General features: G+C 55.4%; 25 protein-coding genes. 7 read left to right on the top strand and 18 right to left on the bottom strand.

Translation table 11 applies throughout. The features are described 5' to 3' along the window. Positions 1-316 precede the first annotated feature (316 nt). The 5 genes from PSES9_RS23910 to PSES9_RS0118745 form a co-directional block, all read right to left on the bottom strand. Entirely contained in the window at positions 317-754 is a 438-nt protein-coding gene (locus PSES9_RS23910; RefSeq protein WP_010489550.1) for a hypothetical protein, read from the bottom strand. A gap of 586 nt (positions 755-1,340) precedes the next feature. Beyond that, a complete protein-coding gene (pflM, locus tag PSES9_RS24715) occupies positions 1,341-1,655 on the bottom strand; it encodes a lysogeny maintenance protein PflM (protein ID WP_083840292.1) in 315 nt (104 codons plus the stop codon). Between the two features lie 39 nt (positions 1,656-1,694). After that, complete coding sequence (locus PSES9_RS24720; RefSeq protein WP_010489554.1) at positions 1,695-1,859, bottom strand: Arc family DNA-binding protein; 165 nt, start codon at positions 1,857-1,859, stop codon at positions 1,695-1,697. Positions 1,860-1,864: 5 nt separating this feature from the next. Next, complete coding sequence (locus tag PSES9_RS24955) at positions 1,865-2,026, bottom strand: helix-turn-helix domain-containing protein (RefSeq protein WP_138943161.1); 162 nt, start codon at positions 2,024-2,026, stop codon at positions 1,865-1,867. After that, complete coding sequence (locus PSES9_RS0118745; protein ID WP_010489556.1) at positions 2,023-2,238, bottom strand: hypothetical protein; 216 nt, start codon at positions 2,236-2,238, stop codon at positions 2,023-2,025. The genes PSES9_RS24955 and PSES9_RS0118745 overlap by 4 nt, the downstream gene beginning before the upstream one ends. A gap of 427 nt (positions 2,239-2,665) precedes the next feature. Here PSES9_RS0118745 and PSES9_RS0118755 point away from each other — a divergent pair, with 427 nt between their 5' ends. Next, positions 2,666-3,193 (top strand): TonB family protein, encoded by a 528-nt coding sequence (locus tag PSES9_RS0118755; RefSeq protein WP_029529653.1) that lies wholly within the window; start codon positions 2,666-2,668, stop codon positions 3,191-3,193. A 125-nt stretch (positions 3,194-3,318) separates the two neighbouring features. Continuing rightward, entirely contained in the window at positions 3,319-4,482 is a 1,164-nt protein-coding gene (locus tag PSES9_RS0118760; RefSeq protein WP_010489561.1) for a hypothetical protein, read from the top strand. A 304-nt stretch (positions 4,483-4,786) separates the two neighbouring features. Here the strand turns inward: PSES9_RS0118760 and PSES9_RS0118765 are convergent, their stop codons facing one another. From PSES9_RS0118765 to PSES9_RS0118810, 10 genes are all read right to left on the bottom strand, one after another. After that, positions 4,787-5,194 carry a VOC family protein gene (locus tag PSES9_RS0118765; RefSeq protein WP_029529654.1) on the bottom strand — a complete coding sequence of 136 codons (408 nt, stop codon included), beginning with the start codon at positions 5,192-5,194 and terminating at the stop codon, positions 4,787-4,789. A 590-nt stretch (positions 5,195-5,784) separates the two neighbouring features. After that, positions 5,785-6,735: an alpha/beta fold hydrolase gene (locus tag PSES9_RS0118770; RefSeq protein WP_036988362.1), complete on the bottom strand. Its 951-nt coding sequence runs from the start codon at positions 6,733-6,735 to the stop codon at positions 5,785-5,787. 103 nt (positions 6,736-6,838) lie between these two features. Further along, positions 6,839-7,297 carry a glycine cleavage system protein H gene (locus PSES9_RS0118775; protein ID WP_010489567.1) on the bottom strand — a complete coding sequence of 153 codons (459 nt, stop codon included), beginning with the start codon at positions 7,295-7,297 and terminating at the stop codon, positions 6,839-6,841. After that, complete coding sequence (locus PSES9_RS0118780; RefSeq protein ID WP_010489569.1) at positions 7,294-7,668, bottom strand: DsrE family protein; 375 nt, start codon at positions 7,666-7,668, stop codon at positions 7,294-7,296. Before PSES9_RS0118780 ends, PSES9_RS0118775 begins: the two co-directional genes overlap by 4 nt. Beyond that, a complete protein-coding gene (locus PSES9_RS0118785; RefSeq protein WP_010489571.1) occupies positions 7,665-8,153 on the bottom strand; it encodes a GNAT family N-acetyltransferase in 489 nt (162 codons plus the stop codon). Before PSES9_RS0118785 ends, PSES9_RS0118780 begins: the two co-directional genes overlap by 4 nt. Next, complete coding sequence (locus PSES9_RS0118790) at positions 8,153-8,716, bottom strand: DUF4136 domain-containing protein (RefSeq protein WP_010489572.1); 564 nt, start codon at positions 8,714-8,716, stop codon at positions 8,153-8,155. The genes PSES9_RS0118785 and PSES9_RS0118790 overlap by 1 nt, the downstream gene beginning before the upstream one ends. 92 nt (positions 8,717-8,808) lie before the next feature. Then, positions 8,809-9,432, bottom strand: coding sequence for a DUF4136 domain-containing protein (locus tag PSES9_RS0118795; RefSeq protein ID WP_010489574.1), 624 nt, complete (start codon positions 9,430-9,432; stop codon positions 8,809-8,811). A 12-nt stretch (positions 9,433-9,444) separates the two neighbouring features. Next, positions 9,445-10,194: a methyltransferase domain-containing protein gene (locus PSES9_RS0118800; RefSeq protein ID WP_010489575.1), complete on the bottom strand. Its 750-nt coding sequence runs from the start codon at positions 10,192-10,194 to the stop codon at positions 9,445-9,447. Then, positions 10,191-10,496 carry a nucleotide pyrophosphohydrolase gene (locus PSES9_RS0118805; RefSeq protein WP_010489576.1) on the bottom strand — a complete coding sequence of 102 codons (306 nt, stop codon included), beginning with the start codon at positions 10,494-10,496 and terminating at the stop codon, positions 10,191-10,193. Before PSES9_RS0118805 ends, PSES9_RS0118800 begins: the two co-directional genes overlap by 4 nt. Before the next feature lie 116 nt (positions 10,497-10,612). Beyond that, positions 10,613-11,470, bottom strand: a complete 858-nt coding sequence (locus PSES9_RS0118810) for a MaoC family dehydratase (RefSeq protein ID WP_010489577.1) — start codon at positions 11,468-11,470, stop codon at positions 10,613-10,615. A 220-nt stretch (positions 11,471-11,690) separates the two neighbouring features. Here PSES9_RS0118810 and PSES9_RS0118815 point away from each other — a divergent pair, with 220 nt between their 5' ends. Beyond that, positions 11,691-12,683, top strand: coding sequence for an AraC family transcriptional regulator (locus PSES9_RS0118815; RefSeq protein WP_010489578.1), 993 nt, complete (start codon positions 11,691-11,693; stop codon positions 12,681-12,683). A gap of 51 nt (positions 12,684-12,734) precedes the next feature. Here PSES9_RS0118815 and PSES9_RS0118820 read toward each other — a convergent pair whose 3' ends face one another. Next, positions 12,735-14,087 carry a 3-oxoacyl-ACP reductase gene (locus PSES9_RS0118820; protein WP_010489579.1) on the bottom strand — a complete coding sequence of 451 codons (1,353 nt, stop codon included), beginning with the start codon at positions 14,085-14,087 and terminating at the stop codon, positions 12,735-12,737. 231 nt (positions 14,088-14,318) lie between these two features. Here PSES9_RS0118820 and PSES9_RS0118825 point away from each other — a divergent pair, with 231 nt between their 5' ends. From PSES9_RS0118825 to PSES9_RS0118835, 3 genes are all read left to right on the top strand, one after another. Further along, positions 14,319-15,602 (top strand): acetyl-CoA C-acetyltransferase, encoded by a 1,284-nt coding sequence (locus PSES9_RS0118825; RefSeq protein ID WP_010489580.1) that lies wholly within the window; start codon positions 14,319-14,321, stop codon positions 15,600-15,602. 159 nt (positions 15,603-15,761) lie between these two features. Further along, positions 15,762-19,280, top strand: a complete 3,519-nt coding sequence (locus PSES9_RS0118830; RefSeq protein ID WP_010489581.1) for a response regulator — start codon at positions 15,762-15,764, stop codon at positions 19,278-19,280. A 26-nt stretch (positions 19,281-19,306) separates the two neighbouring features. Then, positions 19,307-20,494, top strand: a complete 1,188-nt coding sequence (locus tag PSES9_RS0118835) for a response regulator (RefSeq protein ID WP_010489582.1) — start codon at positions 19,307-19,309, stop codon at positions 20,492-20,494. Positions 20,495-20,499: 5 nt separating this feature from the next. Here the strand turns inward: PSES9_RS0118835 and PSES9_RS0118840 are convergent, their stop codons facing one another. Further along, on the bottom strand, positions 20,500-20,784 hold the full coding sequence (locus PSES9_RS0118840; RefSeq protein ID WP_010489583.1) for a DUF2218 domain-containing protein: 285 nt from the start codon (positions 20,782-20,784) through the stop codon (positions 20,500-20,502). A gap of 31 nt (positions 20,785-20,815) precedes the next feature. Beyond that, on the bottom strand, positions 20,816-21,457 hold the full coding sequence (locus PSES9_RS0118845) for an NAD(P)-dependent oxidoreductase (protein WP_029529656.1): 642 nt from the start codon (positions 21,455-21,457) through the stop codon (positions 20,816-20,818). Between the two features lie 100 nt (positions 21,458-21,557). Here PSES9_RS0118845 and PSES9_RS0118850 point away from each other — a divergent pair, with 100 nt between their 5' ends. After that, the gene (locus PSES9_RS0118850) at positions 21,558-22,448 is read left to right on the top strand and encodes a LysR family transcriptional regulator (RefSeq protein WP_010489585.1); all 891 of its coding nucleotides are present in this window, start codon (positions 21,558-21,560) and stop codon (positions 22,446-22,448) included. Positions 22,449-22,529: the final 81 nt, after the last annotated feature.

The following is a 22,529-nucleotide window of genomic DNA, read 5'->3' on the forward strand; positions in this document are numbered from 1 at the left end:
GTTCGCTTACCTGGTCCCAAGTGAGTGCAGAGCCGTTCAGGTCCTGCATTTCCTGTTGTGTGAGGGATACCAGCGAGCCGTTGCAGGTGGGCACGCCCTCTGCGCTGACTAACCAATCGCCCTCACACGCCAGAAAATTCATTCGTCGCTCGCCAGCTCAGCGACAGGTTTAATTTCAGGCTCGCCAGTTAGCGAGCAGTCAGGGCAGACCGTGTAGTAAGGCGGTTGAGACAGATCAGCCAAAAAGTCGGACTGATCAGGCGCTGTGTTATGCAACTGGCCCATCACACGCAGGCAGAGATTGCAGACGACGCGATCAACTATCAGCACGGTCATGCCCTCCGATTAGCTGGCTTTTGCCGAGTCGGATGGTTTGGCCGTGCCAGTGCTGGACGGGGTTGGTGTTGGGCTCGGTATTGGACGGGGTTGGTGTTGGGGTCGGTGCAGAACGAGTGCCGGGCTTTTCTACGGCCTCGATGTGGACAGCAAGATTGTTGCCTTTCTGTTTGCCAGCACGCGCAACCTCGAAGGTGATGCGCACTTGTTGCAGCGGATCAAACTGAGAACCGGCGGCGAACACTTCATCAGAGACTTCATTCGGCACGTCCATGCTGACAATGGACAAACCGTTTTCAGTGATGCCGTCGGGTTCATCGCCGTAGAACACTTTGACGATCTTTACATCGTTGCCGTTTTGGCTGAATGCCAGTTTCTGAGTGCCGAGAAATGCAACTTCCATAGTTGAACGAGCCATGTTTACCACCTCTTTGAAGTGCGCTTGATTGCGCGGTTTTGCCTTTCTTCGGGCTGAGTTTTCCCGCACCGGATAACTTTCAGTTTTTCCGGAGTGTGGTTTTCAGTTCGAAGCGGCGTTTCTGTTAAGTCGCTAAATTCGTGGTTTGTGTTGCCTGTTTAAAACCAAGGGCCATGCCCTTGTTATCCCGTTTCGCCCTCTAAGCCCGCGACGGTGAAGCTGTCCCGGACTCAGACGGCGATCTACTGTCAGGCGGTTGCTCGGCTACCCCGCAGGCTTGGACGGCTTGTTGAATCGCTTCATCCAGCACATCGGTTACCTGCATAAGCCCTTGCTGAATGCCCAGGATGGAAACGACAGAAGCGGCTAGACAGACAAACACAAAGGGAATCGACCAGTGCCAGAGCAGTGCGACTAGATAGCGTGCAGTGCGAAAGGCTGACTTTGATTTAGCAACCTCACTGCGACAGATCTCGAAGGCAGCAACGCAAAAGATGACTGCCAAGATGATTTGTAAAGTGATCATCGGAAAATCGCCCAAACAATACTGAGATTGATCGTGACGCAGGTGCTGACTATTGCTAGCTCAGTCCACGTTATGCCCGTTCCCCAAAAGGTCATTGGTGAACCCCCATGTTGGGACGTAAGGCACCGGCTTGCCCGAGTCGTGAATAACGCTCCAATACTTGGGAGGTCGGTTGCTGGGCGTGTGTTTCGCGCATTTGGAAGCCGTCTGGCAGTACCAGCGGCCATTGACGAGATACGGCAGCCCACGGGGTTTGCAGTCGTTGCAGGGTGTGGACTGGTAGAGAACGGGCTTTGCCATTTCGGCCAGTGTCCAACATACAGAGCAGGCGCAGTTCTCGGCGTGGGGTTGATGCAGGTAGCGGTTGAGCGTCATAGCACATGCTCTCCCCTAGTCGTCCGTTGGTGATGTTGATCACTGGGCGTCCTCCTGACTTTGTTTGACCTGGGCAAAGCTGGCTTCTAGACGAATGATTAGCTCTGCATTTATAGAGCGGCGTGATGCCTTTGCGGCTTGTTCGACCTGGGCACGTAGTGCAGCAGGTAAACGGAGCTTTAATTGGGCGTCTAGGCGGCTCATTAGCACTATTCCTTGTCGCTAGGTCGTTGAGTCAACTTGTCGATATCGATGTATCGGGTCTTGCCCACCTTTAACGATGGGATCTGACCTGATTGAACCCACTGGTGAGCAACGTAGGAGGGCACGTTGCACAACTCTGCCAAGGCGGTGATAGTGACGAGCTTCATGCTGTCCACTCCTGCTCCAGGAGCCAACTGCGAAGCATGGTGCTGTTGATCATCCGACGCTTACCGAGCTTCAAGGTTGGCAGCACACCTTTCATTGCCCAGGCGCGTACAACGCCGTAAGCGACTCCATTTCGCTCAGCCCAAGACTCAATGGTTTCAAGGTCTTGTTGAGGCCCGATCAGCTTTGAAGTATCTAGCTCTTCCAGTTCCATGCTTGTTCCGTCACTATTCGTGTCAGTAGAGATAAATAGCTAATAAACTATTTATCGGCAGGGGAATCCTAACATTAATAAATAATTTATCGATAAATTATTTATTAATCATTTAGAGCTTTTTGGAATGATAGAAGACAGGCTTAGAACTCTTGTGCGCCATATAGGCGCTGCAAAGCTTGCTGAGTGCACAGCCATCACTGAGCGCCAGAGGTGGCAAACAGTTGCGACGAACCGAAAGGTGAAAGCGCGAATTGAGGATATGGAAGAGGTGCTTAGAGTCTTTCCACAATACGAACTATGGCTGTGGAAGGGGGAGATAGACCCCGAACGCGGACAGATATCCCCAAGCTATAACGAAGCTGATTCAAACTTGAGCAGTCAAAGCGCGGGATAGCGATTACAAAAGAAGTTGCTAGGCGTTGGTATGCCCGTAATTAACCAGGAGTTTGATATGTTTATATGGATATTAACGGTAACGCTGGCCAATCCGCTGGCAACAACAGAACCGCAAGCTGTGGCAGCATCTACCTGGTCAACAGAAAAAGATTGCTTGCAAGCTTTGAAGTTAGAGAAAAAAATTGCAAGTTTTGAACGTCTTGATAAAAAAATTAGATGCGGCAAGGCAGAAGTTGTTGAGCAGGACAACTCAATATTTGGTCAAGATGAAATAGCATCTATGCTAGACGAGATAATTGTTGAGCGAGTAAGCAAGAACTGGAAGCAACCCGAAGCTTTACCAAAAGGGAAAAGTGTCGAGATACAAATCGATATTGATAGGTTGGGAAGAATCACAGGCGCTAAAATAATGCGTAGTAGCGGTGTGAATAGCCTTGATAGTTCAGCGCTTCAAGCTGTAATGAAGACAGGTGAGATACCTGAGATTTCTACAGTTGACTCAAAAACTTATAAAGATTTTTACTCCAAAAGAAAGTTTGTGTTTAGAACTGAATAAAAGCTTGTGTTGAAAGTGGTGATGCAGACTGTTAGTAAAGCACTCTGATGTGTTGTTTTTGTGACTTGAAATGCATTTGGTTATGTCTGTCAAATTAGATGTTCTTTGACTGAAAGGGGCGGTTGATGAATTTAATTGAAAAAGTAAAGAGCTTAGACAGAGTGTACTCATGGTCTTTTCATGGTTTTTTGCTTGCTGTGATTTTTGGTGGGGTTTCAATTTATACAGGCTTCTATAAGGATGATAAGCCTGACTTGAATTTTGTCGTAATTTCGGATTCAAGTGTTTTTGATGTTAAAGAAAAAATAGGATTATTGGATATTATTTATGATGGAAAAAGTCTGTCAAAATCTAATCAAGAACTAAAAGCTATAGTCGTTAATGTGGTCAATCAGGGGCGTGGGTCAGTACTTAAAAGCTATTATGATGAAGCTGATCCAGTAGGGCTAGTCATAGAGAATGGAGTTCTTGCTGCTCAACCATCATTAGTTTATGCATCAAATAATTATTTAGAAAAAGCACTAGATATAAAAAAGGTAGGGGGCGATAAGATAGAGTTTTCGAATGTGATAATTGATAAAGGTCAATCGTTTAGCATAAAGCTTTTAGTGCTGCATGATTCCGGTGTTGCTCCTAAAATTATACCTATTGGGAAGATTGCAAATATTGAAACGCTGGATTTGCTAATAAATAATGCCAAGGGTGAGAGTTCTTTGTCATCTGAAGCTGTCTTTAGCTCGTCTGTTAAAACTATTGTGTCGCGAACGCTAGTGTATGGGCCATTGTTTCTGATTTTGGTTATTGGTATTTTTGGTGGCGTTGTTCAGGTTTATGAATGGAGTAAGAGATATAAGCGCGGGAGGGTTGTGGCAGTTTATAGAAAATACAACAAATTGTTACTTGAGAAAAAAGATGACGCTATCCTTGATGCATATAAAAAATATGGTGTGACGCAGTTATTGATAGTCGGGTTTATATTGAAAAGCGAAATTCTTCCAACAATGCCGCGTGGGGTTCACTTTCTTGAAAATGAGTATAAGAAAAGAGTAATCGATGCGCTGGAAAGTTTAATCGATTCTAAGTTAGTCACAGTTTCTGGTCGCGAGATACAAGCTGATGAGGGGAAAGTTGAGGTTTTTAATTCGTTTTTTAGATATTTAAAAAAGAATGGCGAAGTTACGGATATGACAGGATTGAGGTGGTTTAATATTGAAATTGATCCAGATGCTGCTGGGCGTGGTCTTGTTGTAAACTTCAAAAAAAGCGTCGAAAAAGTGTCGAAATCATAGTGAGGTAAAGCAACGAAACGACACCTTGCTGCTTGAATGGCCCCCGGTATACGTTGTAATACAACATTCTAGAACGCTATATACTGAGTTCGACTCCCACTGCCTTCCGCCATTTTCTGGCCTCAACCGAGAGTCGTAGGGGCAAGCGGGGGTTGAATCGAAGGTGCTGGAAAACGTGGTCTGTCTCCTATTGCTAGTTCGCTCTGTGGAGCATGGTAACTATTCATGCCGGAGGCACCTAACGTTTGTTTAAGGGGCGGGCTTTAGTCCGTCCCAGTGAGCGAAGCGAACGATTTGAGCGCATTTAGGCATTAGCTTCGCTTTCAGGTATGTGACAAGCAATACAGATTTTGTTGCCATCAGGATCTCTGAAGTATGCGCCGTAATAGTTTTCATGATATTCAGGGCGCAAGCCTGGTTTACCCTCGCAAATACCACCGTTGATTAGTGCTGTTTTATGGGCGGCATCAACTATTGCACGGTTATTTGCTTGAAAAGCCACCATGCTGCCGTTGCCACAACTATGCGGCTGTTTATTGTATGGTTTTCCTATGAGGAAGAGAGGTTGAGTGCCTCCAGCGCTATGCCAGCCGGCCCAAGGCCTATTTCGATCACAGAAACGGGGTTCTAGGCCCAAGCAAGACATCAATAAGTTATAGAAAGCTAAAGCCCGTTCAAAGTCAGTGACACCAAAAAATACATGCGAATACATGAGGGCTCCCCGCCGTGCCTGCGATTGTTAGGCTATGCTCACTAATCCAAGACAATGAAAGTATCTCTTGCCACGTTTCCAATCGTATTTGTTGTGATTGAGTCGAAGCTGCCGCCAATTAGACCTCCAACCAAAGGAACGAAGTATCAGGGGACAGACCACGTTTTATTTTTCTGCTGCAAGCAGAAATACGGACTGATACGAATGTGCCACATCAGTCAAGTAGAGGGTAGATATCAAGACTCTATGTGTCGAAAAAATATCGAAAACAAAGCGCTTTTATGTGCAAATTCAAGCAGAGCAAAAAGCTCAAGCCCTTGCACTGAGCGGGTCAGAGCAGCAATGACATAGTAAATTGTAGGGTTCAACTTCCACTGTCTTCCGCCATTTCCCGCTCTCAATTTATCTGCACTCCGTAAAGCAATTTCGTGCTTGGGCTAGTGCTTTGGTGGACAAGCTTCGCGTTGTCGCACCCTAGGAAGTCTTGCTATCCGCTTTTTTATCCACCATTGGCCTGGTGTGGCTAGGGTATTTCTCGGTTGTGATCGCGGGGTCAGAACCTGGGCGGACAGTCTTTGAATTGTCGCGCCCTACGCGGGGAAGTGTTTCGCCAGAAACCCCAGCAGCAGCTTATTTACCTCTTTGGCTTTTTCGCTTTGTATCCAGTGGCCGCAGTCGCTTAGCTGGTGTTGTTCCAGGTTGTTGACGCGGCTTGGCATGCGGCTGATTGTGTGGGCTTCGAGGGTGGCGACTGGGTCTTTGTCGCCGACCAGGAACAGGGTGGGTTGGGTGATTTTTACATCCTGCAAATGCTCGATTTTCTGCCAGTTGCGCTCGAAGTTGCGGTACCAGTTGAGGGCGCCGTGAAAGCCGTGTTTGCGGAAGGTTTCAACATAGGCCTGAAAGTCGTTTTCACTGCACCATTGAGGCAGCTCATTGGGTGTTTCGATGCCGTCGAATAACCTGCTGTTGGCTGGGCGGTCTTGCAGTAGCAAGTCACTTGAACTGGCGCCTTGCATAAAGATGCGCAGGCTGCGCGCTATGTCGGCATCCAGTTCCTGCTCGGCCACGCCGGGTTGCTGAAAGTAGAGGATGTAGTTGAAGCGCTCGGCAAAGAGTTCGCGCATGACTTCGATTGCCGGGCGCTTGCCGCGTCCGGCGAAGGGCACGGACATGGCTACCAATGTGCTGACCCGCTGCGGTTCGAGTTGGGCGAGGTGCCAGGCGATCATCGCGCCCCAGTCATGGCCGATGATGCAGGCGTCGTGCTGGTTGAATGCGCTCATGCAGGCCTGGATATCGGCGCAGATTGTCAGCACGTCGTAGGCCTCGACGGCTTGCGGGGCGTCACTGCGGCCGTAGCCGCGCATTTCCGGGATAAACACGCGATAACCTGCGCCAGCCAGCGCCGGTATTTGCTCGCGCCATGAATGCCAGCATTCGGGGAAACCGTGCAGCAGCCAGACCGGCCTGCCATTTTCGGGGCCAGCCATGTGTAGATGCAGGTTGATGCCGTTTACTGCCAGGTCCTGCGCTTGCATGCCAATGTCCTCGCGATTGCCGATAAGCGCCACGCTAGCAGAGGAGGGTGCAGGCTCTAAGCAGCATTCATCAGTCGAATGGCAGGTTACGCAATGGGTCAGTTCAGCGCAGTGCTTGAACGCCGTTATCATCCGGGTTGAAGCCATCCAGGCGCATGCGTTCGGCGAAGGCGGCCAGGGCTTCATCGCCGGTCAGCAGTTGCTGGCGGGCGCTGGTCCAATCATTGGGTTGCAGGCGGATCATCCAGCCTGCGCCGTAGCAGTCCTGGTTGATTAGCGCCGGGCGACGCACTACTTCGCTATTGCTGGCAATCAAGGTTCCGGCGATGGGGGAGCGGGCAGAGGACGCCGCCTTGGCGAACTCGACGATACCAAAGCTGCGGTCCGCCTCAATGACCTGGCCGTCCCGCTTGGGGGTGAAGGCGAATATCTGGCCGTAACTGGCGCAGCCATAAGCGCTGAGGCCAATGGTTAGCGTGGCGTCGGTTTCCTCGCGCAGCCAGAGGTTGTGGTCCGGGGCATAGAGCAGGTTATCGGGGAACTCCAGGGTGTTCAGTTTCATAGGCTCAGGACTTTTTCGTACTCAAGAATCATCTGGGCCAGCTCGCCGCCGCTGGCGATGTCATCCAGCTCGGGGATAAGACCACTTTCGTCGATCACAAGGCCCGGCGCCCGGCACATCAACAAGCGTACGCCTGCGCTCTTGGCCTGCTGGATAAAGTGCCTGACGGACTCGCCATCTGCGGCGGCATAAAGGTTGTCGGCCACCTCGGCTTGCGCCAGCTGTGCCGCCTCGCCGCTGAGGAAGACAGTCACTTGCGCGTCCATGCAGGCCAGCAGGGTGGCGGTGTAGAACGGCGCGGCGCAACGTGCTGCCGTGCTTGGCCCGCTGGTGACTACTATCAAGACGCGCTGAGCGGTTGTGTTGGTCATAAGGCTTTGTCCATCTGGATTAATGCGGCGCGCATGCCGTCTGGGGTTTCGCGCTCGACTATGGCGTAGGGCTTATATCCCAGTTGGCTGTAGAGCAGCAGGCCTGCGGTATTGCCGTTGAAGCATGACAGGCGCATACGCTTGGCGCGCAACTGGGTGCGTGCCTGCTCCTCCATGATCATGATCAGGTGGCGCGCGATGCCTTTGCCACGGGCATTGGGCGCCACCATCACATTGCCGAGCGCGCAATAGAGGCCTTCCTGCCATTGATAATAGTTGGCAAAGCCGACTACTTCATCGTTGAGCAAGACAACCGTGCTGCCGCAGCGTTTGTCGATTGCATCGGCGACCTGAGCTGGCGTGAGTGGCCAGCTCGCCTTGGGATAGCTGTAGAACAGTTCTTCGGCACTCTGCATAAAGGTGGCAATGATGAGCAGGTCACGCGCCTCGGCAGGTCGGTGGCTGAGTCGATGAGGGGTGATCATCAATGCGGAGGGTATTGGCTGAGCACCTTGGCCACGGTTTCGCGGATCGCGGCTTCGCGCTCGGTTGGGCTAAGGGTATTGCGCGGCATGACTTGCTGTGCGCTGCCGCGCCATACCAGTTTGTTGTCCTTGCCGTCGTAGAGGTCTACCTGCAAGGTGCCGACCTTGTAGTCGACCGTCTGGGTTTCGGTGTAGATCGGTCCGCCCCAGTAGCCACCACCCCAGGCGTTATTCCAGCCTCCGCCGTAGTTGGTTGTGTACAGGTTTTGCCGGTCGTCTACGATAAGCGCAACCTGGACGCTGAGATCGCCCTGGGTGTTGGCCGGTGCCGCGCGTAAGCCTCGTTGCTCAAACTGGTCCTTTAGCGCATCACGGATGCGTTGCTCTGTCAGGTCGCTCTTGATGCGTGGATCATCTGGCGAGTAGGTCAGGGCAGGGGTTTTCCACGACCAGCTCTGGTAGCTGGCAAAGTCACGGTTGGTGTCGTAGTCGCGATCAACCTGGATGCCCTGGCAGGCGCCAAGCAGCAAGATACTGGCGAGTAATAACAAATGGCGTTTCATTGCGTGTCTCCGGCAGTAACTTAAGGTTTATTGATGCATGCAAGTCTGGCCTTGGCCACCTGGCGAAACAGTCGGTCTTGAAACTGAGCCGTTCAATTTGGCGGATAGCTTGAGAGCGCGTTATTCGTGGCTTCGCGCAGGGCTTTACTGCGTTCGCTTTCATCGCTGCCGCTGAGCGCCGTGGCCGAGCCGCTCCAGATGGGTTGGCCGTCGCGGCTGTCGAAAAGATCAATTCGCACCACAGCAACTTCTTCCTGATAGGTGCGCACTATGGGCACGCTGCCATAAGCGCCGTATCGATCATAGCGATCATAATAGCCGCTGCCAGCCCCGTAGTAGACCCCTCCTTGATCGTAGGCCTGGCGCAGGCGGGTTTCCAGGCGCACGCTGGCAGTGACCCACAAATCAGCGGTTTTACCGCTTTGAACCGGACGTAGACCGGCGCGGTCGAGGCTATTGCTCACTGCGCTGCCGATCATTTCACTGCTCGCCCAAGCGCTGCCGGCGGGGAGCTGCTTATTTGCGCAGGCCCAGCTGCGATAGCGTCCGTAGTCCCGTGGTGGGGCGGGATAGGCGCTCAGGCCGACATGCCCGGCTGCTTGCACCGGTGCAGGTGGCAATGGCTCGGAGGACGCTTGATACGGGTTGCCGGACTGGCAGCCAGCCAGGGCAAGCAGCGCTGTCAGGCTCAAAATCAAGGTTACTGCATGCTTCATCATGCGACTCCTTTAACGTGGACGGCAGATCCAGTGCAGGTAGCGACCTAAACCTGAAAATGTCGGGTGCCGTCGGTAAGCGAGTTCCATCTCTAAAAGGTCGATGAGTTCTGCCTTTAGCTGAAAATCCCGTGGCATGTAGTCGTGGAAAACCCTTACGCCACTTTGTATTTCGACTTGCCAGTCCTGACTAAGTTGCGTTGCGAGTTCATGCGGGTCAACCGGGCGTTGTGGTGTCAGGCTTTGTTTTTCACCGGAAAACTCGGCTTTGCGTAGCTTGCGAAAATGCCCTTTGAGCAGGTTGCGGTAGATCAAGGCATCCTTGTTATAAAAGGCCAGCGACAACCAGCCTCCCGGCGCAGTGAGCTGATGCAGCACCGGTAGAATGGCCTGTGGTTCGGCCAGCCATTCCAGCACTGCGTGGCAAATAACCAGGTCATAAGGTTGATGACCCTGGCCAAGCAGGTCTTGCCAGGGCGCCTGGATGAAAGTGGCCTCGATACCGGCCTCGGCGAATCGCTCGCGGGCGCCGTTCAGCATCGGTTCGGCAGGCTCGGCCAAGGTCAGCTGATGGCCGCGCTGCGCCAGCCACAAGGACATATGGCCCAACCCCGCGCCAATATCCAGCACCCGCAATGGGCGTTCGGGCAGGGCTTCGGCAAGGTCAGCTTGCAAGACAGCAAGGCGAATTGCACCTTTGGCGCCGCCGTAGATTTTCTCGGCAAAGCGGGTGGCGAGCTCATCAAAATGCCGGTCCTTCATGCCGAGAACCGCCTCTCGCTGTCGGCCAGCTTGGCGCGTACGACCTGGTCCATGTCCAACCCCAACTCGCTGCACAGCAGCACAAGATACAGAATGATATCGCCCACTTCCTGCCCGGCGTGTTCGAGTACATCGCTGGGCAGCTCGCGGGATTGCTGTTCGCTCAGCCACTGGAAAATTTCAACCAGCTCGGCCATTTCGACACTGGCGGCCATCGCCAGGTTTTTAGGGCTGTGAAATTGGCGCCAGTCGTTGTGATCACGAATAGCGTGCAGGCGGCGGGTGAGTTCGGTGATGTTCATGCTGCGCTCCTTTCAAGGCGCGTAGCTTGTGATGGATCTTGAGACTGTGCAAGCGCGCTTTGGCGCGCCGCTCAGGAAACACCGGCATGGGCCGTGATTGCACAGCGCGGCATGGGTTAGCCGTCTAGGGGCTGCCATTGCCCTTGCAAGTGCGGCACCCCATCGCTCCCGTTGAGTACGAACTGCCCGCTTGGAGCATTGGCGCTGGCTTTGAGGATAACGTCGCCAGGCAGCAGCAGCGGTTTTTTGAAGCGCACATAAAGCTGGTAACCGCTGTCTGGAAGCTGGTTGGCCAACTCGGCCAGCACGCGGCCCTTGTTCCACAGGCCATGGGCGATTGCCCGCGGGAAACCAAACAGCTTGGCGCTCAGTGCCGACATGTGGATAGGGTTGTAGTCGCCAGAAACCTTTGCATAGCGTCGGCCAATATCACTTGGCGCATGCCAGTGCGCGATCTCGTTCAGTTGCATGTCCTCCAACTCCGGTGCGGTTTCTGGGCTGGCATCGAGCTTGACGCCGCGACACAGGATCCGGCTGTCGCCTTGCCAAAGCAGGCCGAGTTGGTCTTCCAGGCGGGTGATGATGCTGAATACGGCGCCTTTGTCGTGGGGCTTGAGGTTTTCGGCATGCACGCTGATGGTGAACGGGCCAAGCCCCGCGAGCGGGCGTAATACCTGGATACTATTTTCCAGGTGAACCAGGCCGAGCAAGGGGAAGGGGAAACGCTTGTCGGTGAGCAGTCTCAATTGCAGGGGGAATGCGAGCACATGCGGGTAGGCTGGAGGCAACAGGCTGGACTCGACAATACCGCAGACTTTTCGATAGTCCGCCAGGTTGCGCGGATCGATGGTGATTTGTGCGCGCAGGCCGAGATCCGGCAGCGTCTTGCCCGTGACGCTGCGGTGCAATACCGCCTGCAGGTACAGCCCCGGATGTGCCGACACGGTATCAAGGTCACGCCATTGGATCGTCATTAGTATGCGCCTCATTTAAACGTTGTCAGCAGCTTAGTGGCTGCCAAGCCTCAAGCATTGGCCACTTCGCTCAAGCGCCTGTCATGCCAGTCAACAGGTGGTTGGACAATAGTTTGGCCTCAACCGTTCGGTAATGATGCAAGATGCCTGCTTGAACCGGCCTGGCAAAGCTGCATCGAGATGCAGCGCTGGTATCACACAGTCATAAGAAGTCATGAGCATGCGCGATCTTACGGATGATATTGCGTTGATGCGGCCGGTAATCGCCGCATTACAAGCCAGCGGGACTGATCCTGCCAACGTCCTGGCACGCATTGGTCTGCAAGCAGGGGAGCTGCCCCCCAAGCGTTTTCCTCACGCGCTTCAAGCCTTGTTTTGGCAGGCGGTGATTGATGAGACGGGCGAAGAACACGCGGGTTTGTTTCTTGTCAAGCACCTGCCTGTCTACCAGGGCCTGTTGCTGGAGTACTTGTTTTTCTCGAGTGAAACCTTCGGCGCAGGGCTGCGTCATGCCTTGCGTTACATACGCCTGCTTTCCGATACCTTGAATGCCCGCCTCGATGTCGAAGGCGACCGCGCGGTCCTGACCTTGGCGGCAGCCAGCGACCTGTCGCGTCACTTTGCGGAGGTGCTGGCCGGGGCTGTCATTCGATTGTTCAACGCCCTGACAGAAGATGAGTTCGTCCTTTACGAAGTGCATTTCACCCATCAACGGGGTGCATCGGCAGAGCAATATCGAGCGGTGTATGGTTGCCCTACATACCTGGGAAGCGAGCGTTATGCCTTGGTGTTTGACAGTTCAATCCTGAACAGGTCATCGGCGCTGGCGCAGCCTGAACTGCTGCAGATGCATGATCTATTGGCGCAACGGAAGTTGATTGAAATTGAGCGCATTGACCTGGTCAATAACGTGCGCGAGCTGATTGCCGAACTGGTGATTGACAACCGTGCAACCCTGGAGCAAGTGTCGCTGCGCCTGGGCATGACAAGTCGGCGTTTGCGCGAGCGCTTGACCACCTCCGGTGTGCGCTTCAATGACTTGGTCAGTGATTACCGCTGCCGCCTGGCCAAGGACCTGTTGCTCAATACTGATGAGCGTATCGAAGTCATAGTCGAACTCACCGGCTTCTCTGAGCCCAGCACCTTCTATCGAGCATTCAAGCGCTGGGTTGGCCTGACCCCGGTCGAGTTTCGGAACCGGGGGCGCAGCTAGGCCTCGCTTCACCTCGGGCAAGGTGAAGCGTTCGCGCCAGTTATTGGCGGCTCAGGCGCCCAGCAGGCTTTGTCCACAAACCCGCAAGACCTGGCCGGTCACTGCGCCTGAGGTGGGTTGGGCAAACCAGGCCACCGCTTCGGCTACATCCTGTGGCAAGCCTCCCTGGCCCATCGAGTTCATGCGCCTGCCCGCTTCGCGCAAGGTGAGCGGGATGGAGGCGGTCATTTGCGTTTCAATAAAACCAGGCGCCACTGCATTGATGCTGATGTTCTGCTTGCCCAAGACCGGGGCCATTGACTGGGTCACGCCAATGACCCCAGCCTTGCTGGTTGCGTAGTTGGTTTGCCCCATGTTGCCGGCGATGCCGCTAATCGAGGAAATAAGCACCAGGCGCGCCTCTTCATGCAGCTTGTTCGCATCAAGTAGCGCCTGGGTGAGAGCCAGGGGGGCGTTGACGTTAACGTTGATGACCGAGTTCCAGAAGCCGTCGCTCATTTTCGCCAGCGTTTTGTCGCGGGTAATTCCAGCGTTATGTACCAGGATATCGAGACCTTCAGGCAATGCTTCAAGCAGTATCTGTGCAGCGTTCTCGGCGCAGATATCCAGTGCGATGCTGCGCCCGCCCAGGCGCGCCGCCAAGGCCTCAAGGTCATCCTGCATGGCGGGAACATCCAGTAGGACGACATCGGCCCCGTCTCGGGCCAGGGTCTCGACGATTGCCGCCCCAATGCCACGGGAGGCGCCAGTGACCAGCGCGGTCTTGCCCGTCAGTGGACGTGTCCAGTCCTTGACCTCGGCGCTGCAGGCGCCCAGGTGCAGCACCTGGCCTGATACGTAGGCGCTTTTGGGCGACAGGAAGAAGCGCAGCGCACCCTCCAGCTGGGTTTCTCCACCTTTGCCGACATAGAGCAGTTGCACTGTGCCGCCGCGACGTATCTCTTTGCCCAGTGAGCGGGTAAAGCCTTCAAGCGAGCGCTGCACGCTGGCCGCGACAGGGTCCTTGATACTTTGCGGTGGGCGGCCGATCACTACCACATGGGGGCAACTGCCCAGCCCCTTGAAGGCAGGTTGGAAGAACTCACGCAGTGCGCCGAGCTGCTCGAAACGGGTCAGCTCGCTGGCATCAAACACCAGCGCCTTGAGTTTTGGCGAGTGCTCTGCGGTCCAGCGTGGCAGGTCGAAGCTGCCTTCTTCGTTGGCAAATATTTGATCGCTGAGCTTGTTGGCAAAGCCACTGATAACCTTGCTCATCGGGCCGCTGCTAAGCAGTATGGCGCCATCGACCGGACGATTGCGCCCGGCTGTCCAGCGTTCCAGCCTTAGCGGTGCGGGCAGGCCCAAGGCGCTGACAACGCGGCGGCCAGTGGCTGAGTTGGCGAAAGAGAGATAACGGTCAGACATGAAAGGCTCCTGCACGCTGAACAAAGAAGTGAGCTAAGGGTCTTCTGAAAACGGCTGGCAAAGGCAATGCGATACAGTTCTTTAGCCATCAGAAGTTATTCACTCTACTGTGACAACAGTATGCAGCAATTGACTTGAATCTTTATTGGGCTGGCGCGCTGGTCAATGCGAAACTGCGGTTACCGGCTAGCCTATGCGACACTCAAACTTTATTTTCGCAAGGAGTCACTCATGACCCAACTGCGTCGCGTTGCCATTATCGGCGGCAATCGTATCCCGTTCGCACGCTCCAATACGGCATATGCCACGGCCAGCAATCAGGAGATGCTCACCAGCGCGCTGGGTGGTCTGGTCGAGCGCTTCAACCTGCATGGCGAGCGTCTTGGCGAGGTGGTGGCTGGCGCGGTACTCAAGCATTCACGGGATTTCAACCTGACGCGTGAGTGCGTGCTGGGCTCTTTGCTGTCCCCGCAAACCCCGGCCTATGATATTCAGCAAGCCTGTGGCACCGGGCTTGAAGCAGCGCTACTGGTCGCCAACAAAATTGCCTTGGGCCAGATCGAGTGCGGCATCGCCGGAGGTGTCGATACGACCTCGGATGCGCCCATCGGGGTCAACGAGGGCTTGCGCAAGATTCTGCTCGAGGCCAATCGCAGCAAGTCCACCGCTGACAAGATCAAGACCCTGCTGAAGATCCGCCCCCGCCATTTGGCGCCCTCGCTGCCGCGCAATGGCGAGCCACGCACCGGCTTGTCGATGGGCGAGCACTGTGAGTTGATGGCGCAAACATGGATGATTCCGCGCGATGAGCAGGATCAGCTGGCCGTCGCAAGCCATCAGAAAATGGCGGCGGGATACGCTGAGGGTTGGCATGATGATTTGCTGACGCCATTTCGCAGCCTGACCCGCGATAACAACCTTCGTCCCGATATCGACATCGAAAAGCTCGCAACCCTGAAGCCCGTATTCGAGCGCAGCTCACGCGGTACCCTGACTGCGGCAAACTCAACCCCCCTGACCGACGGCGCTTCCCTGGTGCTGCTCGCCAGTGAAGAGTGGGCGAAGGCTCGTGGGCTACCGATCCTGGCCTATTGGCGTGATGGTGAAGCCGCTGCGGTGGATTTTGTCGATGGCGCCGAGGGCTTGCTTATGGCCCCGGTCTACGCCGTGCCTCGGCTGTTGGCGCGTAACAACCTGAGCTTGCAAGACTTCGACTTCTACGAGATTCATGAAGCCTTTGCCGCGCAGGTCTTGTGCACCCTCAAGGCATGGGAAGATCCCGAGTACTGCAAGACGCGCCTGGGCCTGGATAAACCCCTGGGTTCGATCGATCGCAGCAAGATGAACGTCAAAGGCAGTTCGCTGGCCGCTGGCCATCCATTCGCGGCAACTGGCGGGCGTATTGTGGCCAATCTTGCCAAGTTGCTGGCGGCTGCCGAGCAAACCCAGGCCCGTGGCTTGATCTCCATTTGCGCCGCTGGCGGACAAGGTGTGACGGCCATTCTGGAAAAATAAGACGGGTGCGCTGCGCACCTATCCCCAGGCAAAAAGCGGCGCCTTTCATGGCGCCGTTTTTTATGGCTGCATTTATTGGCGAGCGGCAGGTGTTTTCGCTCGCAGGGTCTAAGCTGCAACTAGTCAACTCAAGGACGGCTTGGGCAAAGGATTCGAACAATGGTGCGTATTGGTGGGTTGCTGCTGTGCTGGTTGCTGTGCGTTTCGGTACAGGCCGCGCAAGTACCGCTCAGTGAGGAAGACCGGGCTTGGGTCAAGGCTCACCCGGTTATTCGTGTAGGTGTTGAGCGTGATGGCTGGGCCCCCTTCGATGTGATCGACAAGCAAGGTGGCTATACCGGGCTCAGTGGCGAGTACTTGCAACTGATCAGCCGCCGGTTGGGAATGCGTGTCGAGGTGGTGCCGTTTGATAACTGGGATGCCGCCCTGGTCGCCTTGCGCACCGATAAGGTCGATGTGTTGCCTTCTGTGGTGCGTTCGCCCGAGCGCGACACCTTCATGCTTTTCACCCAACCTTACATTGTCAGCAGTAGCCTGGTGTTTACCCGCTCGGAAGAGCATCTGCAAACCCTGGCCGATTTGCAAAGGCACGAAGTTGCAGTTGAGCGCGGCTATTTGATTGAGTCGCGGCTCAAGGAAACCGTCCCGGGTATCAGGCTGATGCGGGTCGACAATACCGCTGAGGCATTGCAGGCATTGTCATCCGGACGCGTCGACGCCTATGTCGGCGATATGATCGTTGCAACCTACCTGATTCGTGAACTCAACCTGACCAATATCGAGGTCCGCGCCGAGTCAGGATTAAGCAGCAGTGAGTTGAGATTCGCCGTGCGCAAGAGCGCGCCACAGCTGCAGCGGGTTCTGGATAAGGCGCTGCAGACAGTCACCGATCAAGACACTGCAACTATCAAAGGCCACTGGTTGCCAGCACTGACCGAGTTCAACTGGCAGCGTTTGTTGGTGGTTGGCTGGCCCTATTTGCTCGGCCTCATGCTGTTGATGGGCTTTGTATTGGTGTGGAACCGACGGCTCAGCGTGCAAATTGCCGAGCGCGAGCGTGCAGAGGCAGAGGCTCAGCTACAGCGGCGCACGCTGATTGCCTTGATCAATGCAATTCCGGACCCTATCTGGTTCAAGGATGAAAAAGGCCATTACGGCGGGATTAACCAGGCCTGCGCCGAATTGTTTGGCATTACACCCGAAGAGGCCATCGGCAAGAGCGATCTCGAGTTGCTCGGTGCCGAGTGGGCAAGTGCCCGCGCCGGCCACGACAAGGTTGCCCTGACCCGTCAGGGCGCATTTGAAACCGAAGGCTGGGCGCGCTATCCGGATGGGCGTCGTGCGGTGTTCGATACCTTGCGCACGACCTTTCAGGACGATCAGGGCGCATTGCTCGGCTTGGTTGGCGTGAGCCGTGACATCACCTCGCGCAAACAGGCAGAGGAAGCGCTCTTGGCCGCCAAGGAGATGGCTGAGGATACTGCGCGGCTGAAGTCAGACTTCCTGGCCAACATGAGCCACGAAATTCGTACCCCGATGAATGCCATTATCGGCATGTCGCACCTTGCGTTTCGAGCCGACCCGTCTCCACGGCAGCGCGATTACCTGAACAAGATCCAGCAGTCCGGCCAGCACTTGCTGGGTATTATCAACGACATCCTGGATTTCTCGAAGATTGAAGCCGGCAAGCTGAATGTCGAGCATATCGATTTCGACCTGCGCCAGGTGCTGGAAAATGTCGCCAACCTGATCGCCGACAAAGCCAATGAAAAGAACCTTGAGCTGGTCTTTAACCTCGATCCGGCAGTGCCGCAGTTCCTGATTGGTGACCCGCTGCGCTTGGGCCAGGTATTGATCAATCTGTGCAACAACGCGGTCAAGTTCACCGAGTCTGGCGAAGTCGAGCTGCAAATAAGCCTCGACCAGCGCCGCGCCAAGGAGCTGCAAGTCTGCTTTGCGGTGCGCGACACCGGCATTGGCATGAGCAAGGAACAAATCGGCCGGTTGTTTCAGTCGTTCCAGCAGGCAGACACCTCGACCACTCGAAAATACGGCGGCACCGGGCTTGGCTTGGCCATCTGCAAAAAGCTGGTCGAGGCCATGGGCGGGGAGGTCGGCGTCGAGAGCCAGCAGGGCAAGGGGAGTTTGTTCTGGTGCTCGATACCCTTTGGCATCGGGCTTGCGCAAGATGCGCCACTTGAGCCGCCTGCCCAGCTACAAGGCCGCCGAGTCCTGGTGGTGGATGACAACAGCACCGCTCGCCAGGTACTCGATGGCATGCTCGGCAATATGGGCATGGTGGTTGATGTCGTCGAGTCAGGTGCCCAGGCGCTTAGCCGGATCCCCGAGGCGATTCGCCAGGGTGAGCCTTATGAGTTGGTGCTGATCGACTGGCAAATGCCGATGATGGATGGCATCGAAACCACACGCCGCCTGCGCGCGCTGAACCTGCCAAATCCTCCGCAGATCCTGATGGTTACCGCTTATGGCCGTGAAGAGCTGTTGGTAAGCGCAAATTCAGTGGGAATTGATGATGTGCTGTTCAAGCCTGTGAATCCCGTTCTGTTGCGTGATGCGGTGCTGCGCAGCTTCGATGTGGATCTGGCCGATCTTGATGTGCGCCCGCAGCGTGGCGAGGAACTGCCCGATTTCAGCGGCCATCGGGTGTTGCTGGTTGAAGACAACGAACTCAACCGCGAGGTAGTGATTGGCCTGGCCGAAGGCAGCGGCCTGCAGGTCGACGAGGCCGAACATGGCGAGATTGCCTTGACCAAGCTGCGGGCCAATCCGGATGGCTATTACTCACTGGTCTTGATGGACATGCAGATGCCCGTGCTTGACGGGATTTCTGCAACCTTTGCACTCCGTAAGGAGCCGCGTTTTGCCAGGCTCCCAGTGATAGCAATGACCGCCAATGCGCTGCCTGAGGATCGCGAACGCTGCATTCGTGCTGGCATGAATGACTATATTGGTAAGCCCATCGAACCTCGCGAGCTTTGGGCGACTCTAACGCGCTGGATACTGACCCAGCCCTCGGCTCCCAAGGCGCCCGTAACCGCCGATATGAACAGGGTGCCGAACGCCGCTCAGGCAGTGGTTGCAGGCTGGCGGCTACCCGGAATCGATGGCGATACCGGTTTACGCCGGGTGCTTGGCAAGGTCGGTTTGTACCAACGCCTGTTGACCAAGTTCGCCAGCAGTCAAAGTGATGCTGCAGAGCAAATCCGGGCAGCGATCCAGGCTGGTGAACTGCAGGTTGCCGAACGATTGGCGCACACGCTGAAAGGCCTGGCCGGTAATTTGGGCGCCAATGATTTGCAAGTGCAAACGATGGCGTTGGAGTCTGCAATCAAAGATGCCCAACACCAGGATTTGGAGGAGGTGCTGCAGCGGGTGCAAAACAGCCTGCACGAGCTGGTGAGTGCGATCCGCAAGCAGTTTCCAGAGTTTGATGCGGCCAGTGAGTCAGCGCAAGACGAGGCGGCAATGCGGGATCTGTGCGCCAGGCTTGAACTCTTACTGATCGATGATGATCCGCGCGCCGGGAAGTTTTTTGATGCACATGCACTGCAACTGCGCATCTTCTTCAAGGCTGATTACGATGTGCTTGCCAGTGCCATGCGGGCTTATGACTTCTCTGGTGCGTTACACATAATCCGCGAGCGATGCAGCGACTAGATACGAAGTATTCGGGAGATAGGATGATGGACGACAGTTTCAATTATTCAGATCAGCCGCTGGTGCTTGTTGTTGATGATATTCCTGAAAACCTTGAGCTGATGAGTGAGTTGTTGCTCGACAGTTACCGGGTGAAGGTGGCCAGCAGCGGTATCAATGCCTTGCGAATCGCGGCGAGCGGAACACCACCGGATTTGATTTTGCTCGATGTGATGATGCCCGGCATGGATGGCTATGAAGTTTGCCGTGCGCTAAAGCAAAACCCCCAGACCCAGGCTATTCCAGTCATCTTCCTGACCGCCAAGAGCGAGATTGCCGATGAGCAGCTTGGCTTCGACCTTGGGGCGGTTGACTACATCACCAAGCCGATCAGTCCGCCAATTGTGATGGCACGGGTCAAGTCACACCTGCAACTCAAGGCCGGCGCGGATTTCCTGCGTGATAAAAGCGAGTACCTGGAACTGGAGGTTCGCCGGCGCACCCGTGACATTGAAAAGCACCAGGAAGTCGCAATCGAGGCCATGGCCGGGTTGGCTGCCATGCGTGACAATCCCTGTAGCCAGCATTTGGCACGAATTAAAGCCTATATCGTCACACTGGCCACGGCATTGGCACGCCAGCAGCCAGGCTTGAGTGCGGAACTCGACGAAGAGCGAATCGTCCAGCTTGGACGCTCCGCCTTGCTGCACGGGATTGGCAAGCTGGTGCTGCCTGATCGTATCCTGCTGAGCCCGACCGAACTCAAAGGCCGTGACCTGGAACTGATGCGAAGTCACGCCAAGGCTGGCCATGTGGCTCTGGAAGCCGCAGAGCAAAAGCTAGACGGCGCGAATAGTTTTTTGAGCGAGGCCAAGGACATTGTCTACAGCCAACATGAAAACTGGGACGGTACAGGCTATCCGCAAGGTTTGCGGGGCGAGCAAATTCCGCTCTCGGCGCGACTGATGGCCGTGGCTGGGTGCTATGAGCAACTGACCAGCCATCATGCTTATCGCCAGCCGCTCACCCACGCCGCTGCCATGGCGCGGATTAATGCTGCCAGCGGCACCTTGTTCGACCCTTCGGTGGTGCTGGCTTTCATTGAGGCCGCGGATGCTTTCGCTGCGATCGCCCTGTCCCTGGAAGAAGACGCCGATGCCCTCAACTTCGAGCTTGAGCGCCTTAATGACTCTATGGGCGAAACGATAGAGTTGAGCTTGCCGACCGAGGAATAAACCGGTTACTCACTCCAGTCGAGGGTCAATGCTTCTTTCCAGGCAAAGCGCTCAAAGTGGCTGGCGACCACGCCCTTGAGGCGCTCCAGTTGTTCTGCGGTTTCGGCCTGTACGCTCAGCTGCAGGCCGGTTTCGCTGGCCTGGAGCAATGCCAGGCCGAACTCAAACTCGATACGGCCTTGTTGTTCGTCAAAGCTCACCGGGATCTTGTGGGCGAAATGTTTGCACAGCCGACTGATATAACGCGCCGGGCTATCGGTGCTGACGAATGCTGATGAAGTTAAGGTCATGGGTAATACCTTTTGCAGGTTTGTGAAAGGCCTAATAGGCGACGGTAAAGCGCTGGTGGATGTGCGCGGGTGCTTCCAGCTCATCGATAATTGCCACGGCCAGGTCGGCGACACTGATGCGAGCGGGGGCCTGGCCATCCATCAATAGCTGGTCGGTGCCAAGGCGAAACCTGCCCTTGCGCTCGCCTGGTTCGAGAATGGCAGGCGGCGAGATAAAGCTCCAGTCGAGATCAATTTTGTCTTGCAGCAGTTGCAGCACCTGGCGCGCGCCTTCAGCCCCTTCCTTGTAGGCCGCAGGAAACCCCGGGGTATCGATCAATTGCACGCCAGGGGCGACATACAGGCTGCCTGCGCCGCCAACAACCAGCAAATGCTTGACCCCGGCTTGCTTGGTCCCGGCATAGATCGCCTGGCTGCCTTGAACAAACAGCTGGCGGATATTCGCTTCGCCCCAGCCGGGATTGAAGGCATGCACCACAGCTTCATGCCCGGCAACGGCTTGGGCAATATTGTCCGCATCGTAGGCATCACCTTTGCACGCCTTGAGCAAGGGGGCACCCGGCAGCTTCTCGGGTGAGCGGACAATGCCGGTTACTTGATGTCCGCGCTTCAATGCTTCGGCCAGAACGGCTGCGCCGACAAATCCCGTAGCGCCAATCAGGGCGATTTTCATCTGCTGGATATCCAAGTGATTCAGTGAATACATGGTTTCATAGAGGTAAAGCCCGGATAAATAGGCTATAAACGCTTTTACTGATAAGCAGGGCTTAATAATGGAGCAGTTAAAACGCATGGCAATCTTTGCCACTGTGGTTGAGCGTGGCTCAATGGTTGCCGCCGCCGAGGTGCTTGGAATGACTGCATCGGCGGTCAGCCAGCAGATTCGCAAGCTGGAACAAAGCACCCAGGTCAGCCTGCTGCACCGCACCACGCGCAAGCTCACCCTGACCGAGGCCGGAGCCGCTTTTTACCAAAGCAGCGCGCAGGTCATGGCGCTGGCCCAAGAGGCTGAACAGCGCTTGGCCGAGATGCGGGATGCGGCTGTCGGTGAGTTGCGCATCGCCGTGCCTGTAGGCTTTTCAGGGCGTCATCTGAGTGATGCGCTGGCACCCTTACTGCAAGCGCACAAAGGCTTGACTGTGCAGTTGTTCTTTCAGGATGAGCGTATCGACCTGGTTGACAAGCGTATCGACCTGGCCATTCGCGTAGGCCCCCAGCAAGACTCCAGCCTGGTTGCGCGGCACATTGGCGATGCTGTCTTCGTATTTTGCGCGGCGCCGAGTTATTTATTGAACCGCCCACCGATAAACAGCCCGCAAGACCTGGTCAGCGCCGATTGGGTGATGCTCAGCACCATGCAGATGCATGAAACCCTGAGCCTACAAGGGCCAGACTCCCAGGTTGAGAAAATTCGCATAGAGGGGCGGGTGGGTTTCAACAAACTGTTTGCGGGGGGTAACTTTACACTGGCGGGGGTGGGCATATCGCTGCAGCCCGAGCATGAGATCCGTGATGAGCTGGCGACAGGTCAGTTGCGAGCAGTGTTACCCGGTTGGCAAATGCCGCCAGTGGGGATTTATATAGTGACGCCCAGGCGCGATGTACAGCCGGCCAAGGTGCGTTATGCGATAGAGGCGCTGCGTCGCCACTTGCTGGCCAATTGACAGGTTCCAGCAAGGTAATGGTCGTATAGACTGGGCGCTGTCGAAAGATTGCCGTATAACGAGCACAACAGGTGAAGTGAG

It is taken from the genome of Pseudomonas sp. S9 (assembly GCF_000222125.1).
Classification (GTDB): Bacteria; Pseudomonadota; Gammaproteobacteria; order Pseudomonadales; family Pseudomonadaceae; genus Aquipseudomonas; species Aquipseudomonas segetis.

Coding starts and splice junctions, on each gene's coding strand:
- PSES9_RS23910 (WP_010489550.1), bottom strand. CDS start 754: ATGGCTCGTTCAACTATGGAAGTTGCATTTCTCGGCACTCAGAAACTG.
- pflM (WP_083840292.1), bottom strand. CDS start 1,655: ATGACGCTCAACCGCTACCTGCATCAACCCCACGCCGAGAACTGCGCC.
- PSES9_RS24720 (WP_010489554.1), bottom strand. CDS start 1,859: ATGAGCCGCCTAGACGCCCAATTAAAGCTCCGTTTACCTGCTGCACTA.
- PSES9_RS24955 (WP_138943161.1), bottom strand. CDS start 2,026: ATGAAGCTCGTCACTATCACCGCCTTGGCAGAGTTGTGCAACGTGCCC.
- PSES9_RS0118745 (WP_010489556.1), bottom strand. CDS start 2,238: ATGGAACTGGAAGAGCTAGATACTTCAAAGCTGATCGGGCCTCAACAA.
- PSES9_RS0118755 (WP_029529653.1), top strand. CDS start 2,666: ATGCCCGTAATTAACCAGGAGTTTGATATGTTTATATGGATATTAACG.
- PSES9_RS0118760 (WP_010489561.1), top strand. CDS start 3,319: ATGAATTTAATTGAAAAAGTAAAGAGCTTAGACAGAGTGTACTCATGG.
- PSES9_RS0118765 (WP_029529654.1), bottom strand. CDS start 5,194: ATGTATTCGCATGTATTTTTTGGTGTCACTGACTTTGAACGGGCTTTA.
- PSES9_RS0118770 (WP_036988362.1), bottom strand. CDS start 6,735: ATGCAAGCGCAGGACCTGGCAGTAAACGGCATCAACCTGCATCTACAC.
- PSES9_RS0118775 (WP_010489567.1), bottom strand. CDS start 7,297: ATGAAACTGAACACCCTGGAGTTCCCCGATAACCTGCTCTATGCCCCG.
- PSES9_RS0118780 (WP_010489569.1), bottom strand. CDS start 7,668: ATGACCAACACAACCGCTCAGCGCGTCTTGATAGTAGTCACCAGCGGG.
- PSES9_RS0118785 (WP_010489571.1), bottom strand. CDS start 8,153: ATGATCACCCCTCATCGACTCAGCCACCGACCTGCCGAGGCGCGTGAC.
- PSES9_RS0118790 (WP_010489572.1), bottom strand. CDS start 8,716: ATGAAACGCCATTTGTTATTACTCGCCAGTATCTTGCTGCTTGGCGCC.
- PSES9_RS0118795 (WP_010489574.1), bottom strand. CDS start 9,432: ATGAAGCATGCAGTAACCTTGATTTTGAGCCTGACAGCGCTGCTTGCC.
- PSES9_RS0118800 (WP_010489575.1), bottom strand. CDS start 10,194: ATGAAGGACCGGCATTTTGATGAGCTCGCCACCCGCTTTGCCGAGAAA.
- PSES9_RS0118805 (WP_010489576.1), bottom strand. CDS start 10,496: ATGAACATCACCGAACTCACCCGCCGCCTGCACGCTATTCGTGATCAC.
- PSES9_RS0118810 (WP_010489577.1), bottom strand. CDS start 11,470: ATGACGATCCAATGGCGTGACCTTGATACCGTGTCGGCACATCCGGGG.
- PSES9_RS0118815 (WP_010489578.1), top strand. CDS start 11,691: ATGCGCGATCTTACGGATGATATTGCGTTGATGCGGCCGGTAATCGCC.
- PSES9_RS0118820 (WP_010489579.1), bottom strand. CDS start 14,087: ATGTCTGACCGTTATCTCTCTTTCGCCAACTCAGCCACTGGCCGCCGC.
- PSES9_RS0118825 (WP_010489580.1), top strand. CDS start 14,319: ATGACCCAACTGCGTCGCGTTGCCATTATCGGCGGCAATCGTATCCCG.
- PSES9_RS0118830 (WP_010489581.1), top strand. CDS start 15,762: ATGGTGCGTATTGGTGGGTTGCTGCTGTGCTGGTTGCTGTGCGTTTCG.
- PSES9_RS0118835 (WP_010489582.1), top strand. CDS start 19,307: ATGGACGACAGTTTCAATTATTCAGATCAGCCGCTGGTGCTTGTTGTT.
- PSES9_RS0118840 (WP_010489583.1), bottom strand. CDS start 20,784: ATGACCTTAACTTCATCAGCATTCGTCAGCACCGATAGCCCGGCGCGT.
- PSES9_RS0118845 (WP_029529656.1), bottom strand. CDS start 21,457: ATGAAAATCGCCCTGATTGGCGCTACGGGATTTGTCGGCGCAGCCGTT.
- PSES9_RS0118850 (WP_010489585.1), top strand. CDS start 21,558: ATGGAGCAGTTAAAACGCATGGCAATCTTTGCCACTGTGGTTGAGCGT.